Source organism: Cellvibrio fibrivorans (genome assembly GCF_031457055.1).
Taxonomy (GTDB): domain Bacteria; phylum Pseudomonadota; class Gammaproteobacteria; order Pseudomonadales; family Cellvibrionaceae; genus Cellvibrio; species Cellvibrio fibrivorans.
The window spans coordinates 173389-188206 of the sequence record NZ_JAVDVX010000003.1; the positions used below are offsets into that span (position 1 = coordinate 173389).

Annotated in this window: 11 protein-coding genes; 9 read left to right on the forward strand and 2 right to left on the reverse strand. The window is 48.8% G+C overall.

Annotated features, from left to right (window positions below):
* The first annotated feature begins 32 nt into the window (after window positions 1–32).
* Window positions 33–1280, forward strand: a complete 1248-nt coding sequence (locus tag J2X05_RS09410) for a DUF1552 domain-containing protein (protein ID WP_310071742.1) — start codon at window positions 33–35, stop codon at window positions 1278–1280.
* A 479-nt stretch (window positions 1281–1759) separates the two neighbouring features.
* On the opposite strand, the gene ppnN is transcribed toward J2X05_RS09410, so the two are convergent.
* The gene (ppnN, locus tag J2X05_RS09415; protein ID WP_310071744.1) at window positions 1760–3172 is read right to left on the reverse strand and encodes a nucleotide 5'-monophosphate nucleosidase PpnN; all 1413 of its coding nucleotides are present in this window, start codon (window positions 3170–3172) and stop codon (window positions 1760–1762) included.
* A gap of 202 nt (window positions 3173–3374) precedes the next feature.
* Between ppnN and J2X05_RS09420 the strand changes: the two genes are divergently transcribed.
* Window positions 3375–4043 (forward strand): alpha/beta hydrolase, encoded by a 669-nt coding sequence (locus tag J2X05_RS09420; RefSeq protein ID WP_310071747.1) that lies wholly within the window; start codon window positions 3375–3377, stop codon window positions 4041–4043.
* 10 nt (window positions 4044–4053) lie between these two features.
* Here the strand turns inward: J2X05_RS09420 and J2X05_RS09425 are convergent, their stop codons facing one another.
* Window positions 4054–5139 (reverse strand): beta-N-acetylglucosaminidase domain-containing protein, encoded by a 1086-nt coding sequence (locus tag J2X05_RS09425; RefSeq protein ID WP_310071749.1) that lies wholly within the window; start codon window positions 5137–5139, stop codon window positions 4054–4056.
* A gap of 432 nt (window positions 5140–5571) precedes the next feature.
* Here J2X05_RS09425 and pgi point away from each other — a divergent pair, with 432 nt between their 5' ends.
* From pgi to pyk, 7 genes are all read left to right on the forward strand, one after another.
* A complete protein-coding gene (gene pgi, locus J2X05_RS09430; RefSeq protein WP_310071750.1) occupies window positions 5572–7233 on the forward strand; it encodes a glucose-6-phosphate isomerase in 1662 nt (553 codons plus the stop codon).
* 111 nt (window positions 7234–7344) lie between these two features.
* Entirely contained in the window at window positions 7345–9171 is a 1827-nt protein-coding gene (edd, locus tag J2X05_RS09435; protein ID WP_310071752.1) for a phosphogluconate dehydratase, read from the forward strand.
* Window positions 9172–9267: 96 nt separating this feature from the next.
* Window positions 9268–10755: a glucose-6-phosphate dehydrogenase gene (gene zwf, locus J2X05_RS09440; RefSeq protein WP_310071755.1), complete on the forward strand. Its 1488-nt coding sequence runs from the start codon at window positions 9268–9270 to the stop codon at window positions 10753–10755.
* The gene (gene pgl, locus J2X05_RS09445; RefSeq protein WP_310071758.1) at window positions 10749–11459 is read left to right on the forward strand and encodes a 6-phosphogluconolactonase; all 711 of its coding nucleotides are present in this window, start codon (window positions 10749–10751) and stop codon (window positions 11457–11459) included. The genes zwf and pgl overlap by 7 nt, the downstream gene beginning before the upstream one ends.
* An 87-nt stretch (window positions 11460–11546) precedes the next feature.
* Window positions 11547–12182 (forward strand): bifunctional 4-hydroxy-2-oxoglutarate aldolase/2-dehydro-3-deoxy-phosphogluconate aldolase, encoded by a 636-nt coding sequence (eda, locus tag J2X05_RS09450; RefSeq protein ID WP_007642915.1) that lies wholly within the window; start codon window positions 11547–11549, stop codon window positions 12180–12182.
* 126 nt (window positions 12183–12308) lie between these two features.
* Entirely contained in the window at window positions 12309–13313 is a 1005-nt protein-coding gene (gap, locus tag J2X05_RS09455) for a type I glyceraldehyde-3-phosphate dehydrogenase (RefSeq protein ID WP_310071762.1), read from the forward strand.
* Window positions 13314–13324: 11 nt separating this feature from the next.
* On the forward strand, window positions 13325–14770 hold the full coding sequence (gene pyk / locus J2X05_RS09460; protein WP_310071764.1) for a pyruvate kinase: 1446 nt from the start codon (window positions 13325–13327) through the stop codon (window positions 14768–14770).
* Window positions 14771–14818 lie beyond the last annotated feature (48 nt).

Below are 14818 nucleotides of genomic sequence, written 5' to 3' on the forward strand. Positions count from 1 at the left end.
ATTCTCCTTGTTAACGAATTGGAGTCAAAAAAATGAGTTATAAAGATTACTTCGATCAAGAGCGCCGGAACTTCCTGCGTGTTGTGCAACGTTCGGGTATCGCTATGGGTGCGATACAGGCGTCCAGTTTACTTGCGGGCGTGATGATGGCTCGGGTAGCAGAAGCGCAAACTGGTTCGCCCAATAAATCCGTTACCGTATTTATGCCGGGTGGTTGTACTCCCGCAAAGTATTTCCCGACGGGCACCACATTGCCAACCCAGTCCACTCCCTTGCAGAGTCATTTCTCGGCAGGCCGTGTCGCCTTGCTAAAAAATGCCACCATGATGAATGGCGGCCACGGCGTTATGTTCAACCGCTTTAATGACCCTAACCCTTGGGGCAAACAAAGCTTCGACGTAAACCTCGGCAAGGTGCTGAGTGCCAACTCTAATGCTCCGGTGAAGTGGCTGAATCTGGGTACTACAGCAGTATCTGAATTGTCACGTGACAACGCGGGTATTCCAACTATCACCAGCCCTCAAGCCGCGTTGGATATTTTGTTCGCGGGCGGTGGTGGCGGTGGTGGCGGAACTGTTGCACCGCGCAAATCCATGGTGGATTTCCATTATGCAGCGGTCAATGATCTGAAAACCAAGTTGGGCCAACATGAGAAGCAAAAGCTAGATAGCCACTTTAATGCGATCAGTGAAATAGAGGCATCTATTGCAGCGGCTAATCCAGGTGGCACTTGTTCTGCCCCGCCCAATACTACTGCAGTTGGTTTTGACGCAACTTCAAAGCTAATGACCGATATCGCAGTATTGGCATTGGAGTGCAGTTTGTCTTCGTCTGTATCACTGGCGTTTGGGACTGACGAGCACACTCATGTACTTGATGGAGCCATGATCACTGACACGACCGGCGCTTACCGTCCGCGCCCATCACATGATTCTCACCATAATCAAGGTAACCCTAATTACGCCGGTTATTACGATCAGGATGTGCGTTACTACATGTCGCTTACAGCACAGTTACTGGATAAATTACAGGCCAAAAATTTGCTGGCATCTACCATAGTTACCCAGGTATCTGACATGGGTAACGTCGATGCTCACAGTGGACAAAATTGCCCAATGTTAGTGGCTGGTGGTGGTGTGCGCGGTGGAGTGATTGATGTAGGTGGTTTGAGTCAAGTTGCTTTGTTCCAGACAGTTGGTTTGGCACTCAAGGCAAATCAGGGGGCAAATGGGGCGTTGTTTAGGAATTGGGGTGCCAGCACCATTTCCGGACTTTTTTAACCGCCAACTACTAGATAATTGCTAAATCACAGAGGATTACTGATCAATAGCAGGGATGCTGTTTTTAAGCCGGTGTTGCGGTGCATTTGACGCATGCGCAGTCCGGCTTTTTTATTGTCTGTTTTTTTGTAAGTTAATTGGTGATTCTTTCGCTTTTGCAAACCCACAAATGAGTAGGGGCCGCAAAAGCGGCCCCATACAATGCTTTCCCTAAATAGAAGTAGTCAATTTGCGTCGATTTTCCTTTCGAATCCCTGACCGCCTTTCCTCCTGCGCTAGTGCAATCCTTTGATGTCATCCGACATCGCTTCCCTAACAGGTGGGCGCATCCATTGACCTTGCCTGGCCAGCACACATCATTGTCTACTTCCTTGGTGTGGTTATTATGCTGCTGTAGCGGGTGTGAGAATAGTCGCTAAAGTCGCTAGTTTTTGTGAGACATTGACTACATCCTAGATCACTTGAGTCTATGTAAGCGGTTACTTAATAACCTTATAGCAAGGTATATACTCGCGCCCTGGTAATTTCATCCGGCTTTGGCGAGCGAAGGATTCCAGTAATTCATCAACGGGGTGCATGATTTCGTAATCTCCATGTAGCTCAAAGTGCCCGTGTTTCTCAATTGCCAGGATACCTTCTTCTTTTACATTGCCCGCTACAATCCCGGAAAATGCGCGCCGCAAATTGGCGGCCAGTTGGTTGACCGGTTGGTTTTTGTGTAGCTCGAGGTTGCGCATATTTTCATGGCTGGGAACAAACGTTTGTTGCAAGTCCGGGCTGATTTTTAATTGCCAGTTAAAGTAGTAGGCGTCGTCGCTATGTTTGCGGAACTCGCGTACTTTTCTAATACCGTCTTTCATTTCCTGTGCAACAGTAGCAGGATCATTAACGATAATTTTGTAATGCGCTTGCGCTTCTGCACCAAGCGTGTCACCGATAAATTTATCGATCCGTGCAAAATATTCAGCTGATGTCTCCGGGCCGGTAAAAATAAGCGGGAAAGGAATGTTTTTATTATCCGGATGCAACAGCAAACCAAGGATATAGAGAATTTCTTCTGCGGTACCTGCACCGCCTGGGAATACAATAATTCCATGACCAAGACGCACAAAGGCTTCAAGGCGCTTTTCAATATCAGGCATGATGGTGAGTTGATTTACGATGGGATTAGGAGCTTCAGCAGCAATAATTCCCGGCTCTGTAATTCCAATGTATCGGCCAGTGGTGATGCGTTGTTTGGCGTGGCCAATGGTTGCGCCTTTCATGGGGCCTTTCATTGCGCCTGGGCCGCAGCCGGTGCAGATATCCAAACCGCGCAGGCCCAATTGATAGCCTACTTCTTTGGTGTAGTCATATTCAATTCGGTTGATTGAGTGACCGCCCCAGCAAACCACCAGATTGGGGTCAAGACCCGGTTTCATTAAATTGGCATTACGCAACATGTGAAACACGGCATCGGTTATACCTTCAGACGTCCCCACATTAAATTTTGGATTGCGACTGAGTTCATCATTGTTGTAAATCACATCGCGCAATACCGTAAATAAATGCTCGCTAATACCGCGAATCATTTTGCCATCGACAAACGCGTTGCCGGGTGCATTCTTCACCGCGAGTTTTATACCGCGCTCTTCTTGTACGATGCTGATATCAAAATCTTTATAGCGTTCCAGTAGTTCTTTGCCGTTATCCGTATCATTGCCCGTATTGAGTACGGCAAGGGCACAACTGCGAAATAATTTGTATAGACCGCTTTGGCTGGAGTCTAATAACTTGGCGACTTCAACCTTGGAAAGAATATTGAGTTGATCAATGGGGGCGATAATGGCGCTTACTGTTTCGTACGCGCCTGCTGTTTGCGCGATAGGTTGATTATGATTCACGTTATTCATGGTGTTCCTTAGCATCACGGATGCAGTTGTTCCAATAAGCAGTTTTGATATGGCGTTTTTGAGGCTATGAAGCAAGTGTAGTGTTATTTTGCTGAATGTGCGTATCGGTGCGCTTGCCCAATTGAGTAATTGTCAGCAATATTACACATCAATAAAAATTCTGAACAAAAATTAAGCAAAATTTACGTAAACGAGAACCCTTATGGAATATTTACCTTGTGTTGAAAAGCTAAATCAGCCGCAGATACCTGTTACTGCTAGCGTAATTTGGCTCCATGGTTTGGGAGCAGACGGCAATGATTTTGCACCTTTAGTGCCAGAGTTACGTTTACCTGAGGAGTTATCGGTACGGTTTATTTTTCCGCATGCGCCACAAATTCCCGTCACCATTAATTCTGGATATATCATGCCTGCCTGGTACGATATTTTGGAGATGAATCTGGAACGTAAAGTGGATGAATCGCAATTAATCGCCAGTGCTGAAGCTGTGCAGCGTTTAGTAGAGCGTGAAATTGCGCGTGGTGTGGCTAGTGAAAAAATTATCCTGGTGGGATTTTCCCAAGGTGGAGCGGTTGCCTATCACGCGGGGTTGACCTACGAAAAATCACTGGCAGGGTTGTTGATTTTGTCGAGCTATTTTGCCACTCATACCACAGCTAGTATTCACGCCGCAAATCAAAAGACGCCGATATTAATTCAGCATGGCATTCTTGACCCTGTAGTGAACGAGGCGTTAGGGCAGCGCGCCTATCGCTTTTTACAAGATCGCGGTTGCAATGTGCGTTATGAGTCCTATCCAATGGAACACACCGTATGCATGGAACAAGTTGAATCCATGTCAAATTGGATTCAATCAGTGTTGATAAAATAAAAATGTTTAATTATTCAGTCAGACATGCGGGGTCAAATTGGTATTCATCATTTAACCAGGCAATGATTTCTTGCGCATATGGGTTGTTACCAAAGCGCTGATAAGTGGTCTGTAAAAGATATCGCTCTTGTTGAGAAAGTTTTTTCAACCCGAGATCTTGTAATTGATGGGTATCTTGTTGCAATTGTTTCGCTAAAACATCGCCGCATAGATAGCTACAGATGTTAGTAAAGGCGGCATCTGCAGAGTAATTTTCTTTTTCACGGTAAGCCAAGGGTAAGCTGGCCAAGGGAATTTGCGAAAGCCAGGGTTGATTCATTGGGTTGACGGCATGCCCGGCTACTTTATCAGCTAATTGGCTGTGGCCCTGATCAAATGCGCGCAGCTGCAATAAGTTGGATTTCACTGCGCCGTCATTAACCGGGTAGTTATCCCACAAAAACGGTTTGCGGCCAATTAACTCGGTTACTTGTGCGAGATGTTCAGCAGGGTAATTGGTTGAGCAGACTTTTTCCCCGGTCCAAAACATATCGATACTTTTATCCAGTTGCTGCGCGAAGGTTTGCCAGTAGTTCTCCGGCATTGGGCCGAATACGCGTTCCAGTACTGGATCAAAACTGTAATAAGTGGGGCAGAAAATAATTTTTTTGGCGTTGCTGGCCGCTGCTGTCTGATGGGCGATATCGATCTGGATCTGTGCGAGCCCGGGAATGTCGCCGCGCATATCATCAAATAAAATGCATAGGATATCGGGCTCCAATTGATTAATCTGTTGGATGCGCAAGTCTAGTTGCGCGCGCTGGTTGCGCGTGTTGTCGAGATAAATTTCGTGGGGGCTGAGGCCGATACCGAACTGCACATTAGCTGCGCGATAAATCTGGCGTAAATTAGCCAGTGATTTTTTAATATCAACAGGCCAATCTATTTGCCACTGTCTGCGTAAATTTTTGTCGTCTTTTGGTGCGTAGATATAAAAACCGTACTCATTTAGTGCAAGAAATTGCGCGTAATTTTTTCGATCCTGCCAGCTCCAACTGCGGCCAAAAAATCCTTCAATGACACCAAGAGATGCTGTGTAGTTTTTATTCGTATGCATAAGTGGGATCTATAGGCTGAATGAGTAATTATGACCTTGGGATTCTCTTGGTGAGCGACTGTATTTTTTAGCTGATCTAACAAGGGCAATCGACCCTGTAAACACTGCGCTTTAATTGACACCTAAAACCCATCTGCCTATCATAGCGGCCTTTTTAAACAGCGCAATTCTCGCGGCAATTATGCTGTTTTTGTGTTGTTGCCACGCAACCGCTGCTGATTGTATTGGCACGAACGTTCGGCGTATTCGCAGCTTATCAGTTTCGTTTGCGCTTAAAGGCTTAATTCTAGGATGGTAAGCATATAACTTTGAAACTGGTAGGAAGTTTATCCTTCACTACTTGTCGGAGTCGGGTCGGACTCAAACTAACAGAATAGAAATCAACCACTTGTTTAGGTATATCACCTACGCATTTTTGTTTGTGGAGTAGAAATGACTAACCCTGATGTGCGCCCTACCGATTTGCCTGCGTGGAAAACCCTAACTGCCTACGCAGCTCAAATGAAGTCCCAACACCTGAAAGACTTATTTGCCGCTGATGACAAACGTTTTGCCAAGTTCTCCCTGCAATTATCCCATCTGTTATTTGACTACTCCAAAAACTTAATTACTGATGAAACCAAAGCGGCGCTGCTGGCATTGGCCAAAGAGTCCAATGTTGAAAGTTGGCGCGCCAAGATGTTTGCTGCCGAGCACATCAACGCCACTGAAGACCGTGCGGTTATGCACGTTGCCCTGCGCGATAAATCCTCCAAGCCGATTGTGATCGACGGCGCTGACGCGCGTCCGGCAATTAATGCCGAGCTTGAGCGTATGCGCAAACTGAGCGAAAAACTGCGTTCGGGTGAGTGGATTGGTTTTACCGGCAAAACTATTACCGACATTGTCAGTATCGGTATTGGCGGATCCAACCTAGGGCCATTGATGGTGTGTGAAGCGCTCAAGGATTACAGCGATAAACGCTTCAATATGCATTTTGTCTCTAATATCGACGGTGTACAAATTGCCGAGGTATTGGCCGGCCTGAATCCGGAAACTACCTTATTTGTTATCTCCTCTAAAACCTTTACCACGCAAGAAACCATGACCAATGCGCGCACTGCCGAGCAATGGTTTATGGCGGCAGCGGGTAATAAAGCAGAGATTGCCAAACACTTTGTGGCGGTCTCAACCAATCGTAAATTGGTAACTGGTTTCGGTATCGCCGAAGAAAATATTTTTGATATGTGGGATTGGGTCGGTGGCCGTTTCTCACTCTGGTCGGCGATTGGTTTGCCGATCGTATTGTCGCTCGGTTACGAACTGTTTGATGATTTGCTGCAAGGCGCTTATGAGATGGATCAGCACTTCCAGACAGCGCCGCTGGCGGAAAATGCGCCGGTAATGCTGGCATTGGTGGGAATCTGGAACCGCAACTTCCTCGGTTATCCTGCCCATGCGCTCCTGCCGTATGACCAGTGCCTGCACCGTTTCCCAGCTTATATGCAACAGGCGGAGATGGAGAGTAACGGTAAGTCTGTTAATTGGGCGGGTGAGCAGATCAGTTATGGCAGTGTTCCGCTGGTATGGGGCGAGGTGGGTATCAATGGCCAGCATGCTTTCTACCAAATGTTGCACCAAGGTACCGATATTATCCCAGCCGATTTTATTGGTTCAATCGCCCCGACTGTGCCAGTGGAAGGTCATCATGACGCGTTGATGGCGAATTTCTTCGCGCAGACACAAGCCTTGATGCTGGGAATTGATGCGGACCAGGTGCGCCGCGAGTTAAGTGCAAAAGGGATGAGTGCTGCACGCATTGAGGAGATCGTGGAACATAAGGTGCATCGCGGTAATCGCCCAACTAACACTTTCTTGTTAAATAAAGTCGATGCTCGCTCGCTAGGTGCCCTGATCGCGCTTTATGAGCACAAAATTTTTGTTCAAGGTATCATTTGGCGCATTCATTCATTTGATCAATGGGGCGTGGAGTTGGGTAAAGTCCTCGCTGCGGGGATTCAGCCTGAATTGGATTTGGCAAAAGAAACCAATCCAAAACACGATGCTTCAACGCGCAACTTGATTGATCTCTACAAGCGCGCCAAAGCCAATTAAATAGTAGTTCCGAGAGATTCATAAGCAGAGCGCCGGGCAACGTACCCGGCGCGATTGCGCGCAAATCAGCCGATTTGCGCTAGATACAGCCCCAAGAGCAATGGTATTCCCATGACTGACGTATTAAGCACAGATCCAAGACTTGTTGAAATCACCGAGCGGATTATTGCCCGCAGCCGCGACACCCGTGCCGCCTATCTTGCGCGCGTCAACAAATTCCGCAGTAAAGGGCCTGCTCGTCACCATCTGGGTTGTGCAAATCTTGCCCATGGTTTTGCCGCTTGCAATAGCTCCGACAAGGAAGCCTTGGCTGAAGGCCAAGCTGCGAACCTCGGGGTAGTCTCTGCGTATAATGAAATGTTGTCTGCCCATGTGCCCTATGGAGAGTATCTGGAGCCCATCAAGGCGGCTGCCAAAGAAATGGGGATGACCGCACAAATGGCAGGCGGTGTACCGGCGATGTGCGACGGCGTAACCCAGGGATTCCCCGGTATGGAGCTGTCACTGTTTAGCCGCGATGTGATTGCGATGAGTACTGCAATCGCGCTGTCACACGATATGTTTGACGGTGCTATTTGTCTGGGTGTCTGTGACAAAATTGTTCCCGGTTTAATGATGGGAGCACTGTCGTTTGGTCAGCTGCCGATTATTTTTATTCCCGCAGGTCCGATGACTCCCGGTCTGCCAAATGCCGAAAAAGCCAAGGCGCGCCAATTATTTGCTGAGGGCAAAGTAGGGCGCAAGGAGCTCTTGGCCGCAGAGAGCGCCTCTTATCACAGCGCCGGTACCTGTACTTTCTACGGCACCGCCAATACCAATCAAATGTTGATGGAAATCATGGGGATTCACTTACCCGGCAGCACCTTCATCAACCCCTATACCCCTATGCGTGAGGCCTTGACCCGCGCTTCGGTACATCAACTTGCCCGAATTACTCGCGATGAGTTGGTAACTCTGTCCGACATAGTGACCGAGAAATCGATTGTTAACGGTATTGTCGGCTTGATGGCCACTGGTGGTTCAACTAACCATGCTATGCATATCGTTGCTATCGCCCGTGCTGCAGGCGTGTTGATTGATTGGCAGGATTTGTCTGACATTTCAGATATAATTCCGCTTATGTGCCGCATCTATCCGAATGGATTGGCCGATGTAAACCGCTTCCAGGCTGTTGGTGGTATGGGCTTCCTGATGCGCGAGCTACGCAATGCCGGTTTGCTGCATGACGATGTAAAAACCGTTATGGGTGGTTCAGGCTTGTCGGCGTATTCCAAAGAGCCATTTTTGGAAAATGGCGAGGTGGTTTGGCGTGAAGGGATACAGGAAAGCCTCGATGATGCAGTCTTGCGCCCGGTTGCCAAACCTTTCGCACCCGAGGGTGGCATGAAGTTGCTGAAAGGTAATATTGGCCGTTCAGTGATCAAAATTTCCGCAGTCAAAGCGGATCATCGCAAAGTGGTTGCTCCAGCGATTGTGTTCCACAGCCAGGAAGAGTTGCAATCCGCGTTCAAGCGCGGCGATCTGGAAAAAGACTTTATTGCAGTGGTGCGTTTCCAGGGGCCAAAGGCCTGCGGAATGCCTGAGTTGCATAAGCTTACTCCACCGCTGGGTGTATTGCAGGATCGCGGTTTTAAGGTGGCCCTTCTGACTGATGGCCGTATGTCTGGCGCCTCTGGTAAGATTCCGGCAGCGATCCACATGACGCCGGAAGCCTTGGATAACGGTCCCATCGGCTTGATCCGCGACGGCGACATGATTGAATTGGATGCTGAATCCGGCACATTACAACTGCTGGTTAGTGAGGAAGAGCTAAGTGCTCGCCAACCTGCCCAGTGTGATTTATCAGCAGTTCACTATGGTATGGGGCGTGAATTGTTTGCGCCCCTCCGCGCCACAGTGGGATTGGCTGAAGAAGGAGCTACTGTATTTAACTGGTAATTGCCCGTTAAATCCTGGACCCCGAACCTGTGTTCGGGGTCTTCGTTTTTAAAAAGTAAATCCACTTTTCAAGATTCACAAACAGGATTACCCCTCATGCTTGAAGCATTTGATTTTGTCATCTTTGGTGGCGCTGGCGATTTGGCTCTGCGCAAGTTGATTCCCGGTCTCTATCGCGCCCATCGCGAAGGCTCTTTGGCCGCAGGCTCACGCATTATTCCAACCTGCCGCAATACCCAGATGGTTGCTGAATACAAAGACAAGGTGCGCGATGCTGCAGAAAAACACCTCAACTCAGATGAGTTTGATGCTGCCGCTTGGGATGCATTTTCCAAATGCCTGTTTCCGGTATTTGTCGATATTGGTACTAAAGATGAGCATTGGGACGCTTTGGCGCAATTGCTAAATAGCGGTGGCAACAGCCAGCGTGTGTTCTATCTCTCTACCCCCCCCTCAGTGTTCAGTATCTGCTGCAAACATTTGCACGAGACTGGTTTGATTACCGCCACCTCCCGTGTAGTGGTGGAAAAGCCCTTGGGTTATGACGCCAAAACGGCAGAGGAAATTAATAGTCAGATCGCTGAATACTTCAGTGAAGATGCTATCTTCCGTATCGATCACTATCTCGGTAAAGAAACCGTACAAAACTTGCTGGCGCTGCGTTTTGCCAATGGCATGTTTGAGCATCTGTGGGATGCGAAATCTATCGATCACGTACAGATCAGCATTTCGGAAACTGTTGGCCTCGAAGGTCGTGCCAGCTTCTATGATGGCGCTGGTGCGCTGCGCGATATGGTGCAAAACCACATTCTGCAGTTGCTCTGCTTGGTGGCGATGGAGTCACCGAATAAGATGACTGCCGATCGCATCCGCGCGGAAAAACTGAAAGTATTGGAAAGCCTGCGTCCTCTGAATGGCAACACAGTTAAGTACAATACTGTGCGCGGCCAGTATGTCGCCGGCGAAATGGGCGGCAAGGCTGTTCCCGGTTATCTCGATGAGCTGGGGCAAGCGAGCAATACCGAAACTTTCGTTGCGATCCGCGCTTACATCGACAATTCCCGCTGGGCGAATGTGCCTTTCTACCTGCGCACCGGTAAACGTATGAAGCAGCGTTTTGCCGAAATCGTTATCCAGTACAAAGATGTCGCACACCGTGTATATCCTGAATCAGCTGGCATGGCCACGCCAAACCGCTTGATCATCCGTCTGCAACCGGAAGAAAGCATCAAGATCATTATGGTGTCCAAAGATCTGGAGAAGCACGAGACACATTTGCGCCCGGTTGTGCTCAACCTGAATTTCGCCGATACCTATAAAGACTTCTATTCAGATGCCTATAAACGCCTGATGTTGGATGCTGCCGCTGGCGATGCCAGTTTGTTTATCCACCGCGCTGAAGTGGATGCAGCTTGGGCTTGGATCGACCCGATTATCGAAGCCTGGCAACGTCCGGAAAACAAACCGCACGGCTACATGGCCGGTAGCTGGGGTCCACAAGCCTCAGCACAGCTGATGGCCAGTGATCGTCGTCGCTGGTTCTCCATCGATGAAGTGTTGTCAGGGGCGGATCAGGAATGGTAAGCGAGCGTTTATTTGACAGCCGCGCGGAAATGATAGCCGCGCTGCAGGCGGAATGTGAATCAGCGTTGCGTGAGGCAATTGAAGATCGCGGTGAAGCGACTTTTATGGTGTCGGGCGGCAGTACACCTGAACCGCTGTACAAAGCTTTGAGCAACTCCGATCTGGATTGGGAATCTGTTTACGTCGCCTTGGTTGATGAACGCTGGGTGGATTTTGCGCACGATAAAAGCAATGAAGCTTTTACCGTAAAACACCTGATCCAGAATAAAGCCGCCGTGGCCAATCTGGTCGGTATGAAAAACTCAGCGGAAACCGCAGCTGAAGGTTTGGATGATTGTGAAAGCGCTTATCAGCAACTAGCGCAACCTTTTGATGTCACCATACTCGGCATGGGTTCCGATGGGCACACTGCATCATTATTTCCTCATGCGCAGGGGTTAGATGAGGCGTTGAATCCGGAGTCTGAGCAATTGTGCGCGGCGATTATCGCCAAGCAAAGCGAAGTAACCGGTGCAATTACCGAGCGCATGACCTTGACATTGGCTGGTTTGCTCCGCTCCAAAACCTTGGTGTTGCTACTGACTGGCGATGAAAAATTGGCAGTATTACGTGCAGCCCAGGCGGGTACCGATATAAAAGAAATGCCGATCCGTGCAGTGTTGCAACAGCAAAAAGTGCCGGTTGTGGTTTATTGGGCGCCTTGATTTTTACCGAATTCCGAACTGATCTGCGGAAGGTTTTTTTAGGGCAGATTATTCTTTCGAACTTTTTTGAACAACGAGGGACATACAGTGGCTTTAACTATCGATCAAATTGTCAGAGTAGCGCCAGTCGTACCCGTTATGGTGGTGGAGCGCATTGAAGATGCTGTGCCCTTGGCCAGAGCGCTTTATAACGGTGGGTTGAAAGTGTTGGAAATTACCCTGCGCACCCCCTGTGCACTGGATGCTATCAGTGCCATGGTAGAAGACTTGCCTGATGACGCGGTAATTGGTGCCGGCACCATTATTACTCCGGCAGATTTGGAAAAAGCGGTAAAAGCGGGTTCAACCTTTTTGGTTAGCCCAGGTACTACACCGGCGCTGATCGAAGCGGCTAAAGCCTGCCCGGTTCCGCTGTTAGCCGGTGTTGCAACACCAACCGAGGCAATGAATCTCTACGTACAAGGATTTACCCATCAGAAGTTCTTCCCTGCTGAAGCTGCAGGCGGTGTGCCTATGTTGAAGTCAATTGCCGGCCCTTTGCCGCAGATTACGTTCTGCCCAACCGGTGGAATTGATTTGGCAAAAGCACCGAGCTATTTGGCATTGCCAAACGTGCATTGTGTTGGTGGTACCTGGATGGCGCCGAAAGAATTGATGAAAGCCGGACGCTGGGATGAGATTGAGCGTCTCGCTCGTGAAGCAGCCAGCTTGCCACGCGGTTAACCTGAGGGCGCCGCTTGCAGCGCCCTTAATGAATACAAGAACTGGGCGTATCAAACGCCTGAACAGGGCGTAGCAAGCAGCGCCCCTACAGCAAAAATTATTGAACAGCTTACTTAGGAGAATGTAATGATTAGAGTGGCAATTAACGGTTACGGTCGTATCGGTCGCAATGTACTGCGTGCCTTGTATGAATCAGGCAAGCGCAGCCAAATCCAGATCGTAGGTATCAACGACCTGGGTGATGCGCACCTCAATGCCCATCTCACCAAATATGATTCTGTTCACGGCGGATTTAACGGCACCGTGAAATTTGAAGGCGATACCATGTTCGTCAACGGCGATGCTATCCGCATCACATCCGAGCGCGATCCAGCCAAGTTGCCCTGGGGCGAATTGAATGTTGATGTGGTGTACGAATGTACCGGCATATTCACCAGCAAAGAAAAAGCTGGTTTGCATTTGGCTGCTGGCGCCAAGAAAGTCATTATCTCTGCTCCAGGTACCGACGTGGATGCTACCGTGGTATTTGGTGTAAACGACAAAGTGTTGAAAGCGACTGACACCATCATCTCTAACGCCTCTTGCACTACTAACTGTCTGGCACCGGTCGCCAAAGTGTTGAACGATAACTTCACTATCGTGCAAGGTTCTATGACCACCATTCACTCATATACCAATGATCAGGTATTGTCTGATGTATTCCACAAAGATATTTACCGTGCGCGCTCAGCTACCCAATCCATGATCCCAACCACTACCGGTGCTGCTAAAGCAGTAGGTTTAGTGTTGCCTGAATTGAAAGGCAAGATGGATGGTATTTCTGTTCGTGTGCCAACTATCAACGTTTCTCTGGTTGACCTGAACGTATTGGTAGAAAAAGAAGTTAGCGTTGAAGCGATTAATGCTGCGATGAAAAAAGCAGCTGAAACTGAAATGCCAGGGGTATTGGCTTTCGTTGATGAGCCTCTGGTTTCAATCGATTTCAATCACAATCCGCATTCTTCCAACTACGACTCACTGCAGACCAAGGTGTACGGCAAGTGGGTAAAAGTATTGGCGTGGTACGACAACGAGTGGGGCTTCTCCAACCGTATGTTGGATAACACCCTTGCACTTATGTCCGCTAAATAAGAGAGCCCATCATGTTAAGACGTACAAAAATCGTCAGTACTTTGGGACCTGCTTCCGAATCTGCAGAAGTATTGGAAAAATTGATTTTGGCGGGTGTGGATGTGGTTCGCTTGAATTTTTCGCACGGCTCGCCGGAAGATCACAAGCGTCGCGCAGAAATGGTTCGTGAATTGGCGGCCAAGCACAACCGTTTTGTGGCGGTGCTCGGCGATCTTCAAGGCCCAAAAATCCGTGTTGCACGTTTTGCCGAAGGTAAAATTCATCTCAAAGTAGGCGACAAGTTTGTGTTGGATGCAGCCCTGGGGCGCGATGAAGGTAACCAGCAGCAAGTGGGTATCGACTATAAAGAGTTACCCAATGACTGTAAGCCCGGCGATGTGTTGTTGCTCGATGATGGCCGCGTAGTTCTGACTGTCGACAAAATCGAAGGCACACGTATTTATACCACCACTAAGGTGGCGGGTCCTTTGTCCAACAACAAAGGCATCAACCGCCAAGGTGGCGGCCTGACTGCACCAGCACTGACAGAAAAAGATATTGCCGACATCAAAACTGCTGCTGAAATCGATGTGGATTATCTCGCGGTTTCTTTTCCTCGCTCTGCAGAGGATATGGATTTCGCACGTAAATTGATGGTTGCTGCAGGTGGTCGTGCCGGTTTGGTTTCTAAAGTTGAACGCGCAGAAGCCGTGGCGGATGATGAAACACTTGATGGCATTATCATGGCAAGCGATGCGGTGATGGTTGCACGTGGTGACTTGGGTGTCGAGATTGGCGATGCAGCGCTGATCGGTGTGCAAAAGCGCATCATCGCTCGCTCACGTGCCCTCAACAAAGCGGTGATTACCGCAACGCAAATGATGGAGTCGATGATCAATAGCCCGCTGCCAACGCGTGCTGAAGTATTCGACGTTGCTAACGCAGTGCTCGATGGCACCGATGCGGTAATGCTATCGGCGGAGACAGCGGCCGGCAATTTTCCGGTTGAAACTGTTGAAGCTATGGTGCGTATTATTCTCGGTGCTGAAAAACATCCCACGGCGAGTTTTGATAACTACCGTATGGATCAGGCTTTCAGCAGTGTTGATGAATCAATCGCGTTGGCGTCTATGTTTACAGCCAACCATCTTGATGGTGTTAAGGCGATTATTTGCTTTACCGAATCAGGTAGTACACCGCGCTTGATGTCGCGTGTTGGTTCGCAGTTGCCCATTTTTGCGTTCTCTCGTCACGTGAGCACCCAGCGCAAAGTGGCAATGTATCGCGGCGTACAACCTATTGCATTTGACACCAATAGCGCTCCTTGTGCAGATGATTTTGTGCGCGCAATTGCGATGCTCAAATCACAGCGCACCTTGGTCGATGGTGATTTGGTCATCGTTTCCAGCGGTGATACCACCTTGCTGGGCGGTACCAATACCATGAAGATTCTGCGTGTTGATGAAACAATGAAATAAGTGTGTGACAACGAAAAAAACGGCAGCTAGTCTGCCGTTTTTTTTGTC

What these genes read in the sequence shown, in the direction of transcription:
- zwf (WP_310071755.1), top strand. Translation starts at nt 9,268, where the DNA reads ATGCTTGAAGCATTTGATTTTGTCATCTTTGGTGGCGCTGGCGATTTG.
- pgl (WP_310071758.1), top strand. Translation starts at nt 10,749, where the DNA reads ATGGTAAGCGAGCGTTTATTTGACAGCCGCGCGGAAATGATAGCCGCG.
- J2X05_RS09425 (WP_310071749.1), bottom strand. Translation starts at nt 5,139, where the DNA reads ATGCATACGAATAAAAACTACACAGCATCTCTTGGTGTCATTGAAGGA.
- pyk (WP_310071764.1), top strand. Translation starts at nt 13,325, where the DNA reads ATGTTAAGACGTACAAAAATCGTCAGTACTTTGGGACCTGCTTCCGAA.
- pgi (WP_310071750.1), top strand. Translation starts at nt 5,572, where the DNA reads ATGACTAACCCTGATGTGCGCCCTACCGATTTGCCTGCGTGGAAAACC.
- ppnN (WP_310071744.1), bottom strand. Translation starts at nt 3,172, where the DNA reads ATGAATAACGTGAATCATAATCAACCTATCGCGCAAACAGCAGGCGCG.
- J2X05_RS09410 (WP_310071742.1), top strand. Translation starts at nt 33, where the DNA reads ATGAGTTATAAAGATTACTTCGATCAAGAGCGCCGGAACTTCCTGCGT.
- gap (WP_310071762.1), top strand. Translation starts at nt 12,309, where the DNA reads ATGATTAGAGTGGCAATTAACGGTTACGGTCGTATCGGTCGCAATGTA.
- J2X05_RS09420 (WP_310071747.1), top strand. Translation starts at nt 3,375, where the DNA reads ATGGAATATTTACCTTGTGTTGAAAAGCTAAATCAGCCGCAGATACCT.
- edd (WP_310071752.1), top strand. Translation starts at nt 7,345, where the DNA reads ATGACTGACGTATTAAGCACAGATCCAAGACTTGTTGAAATCACCGAG.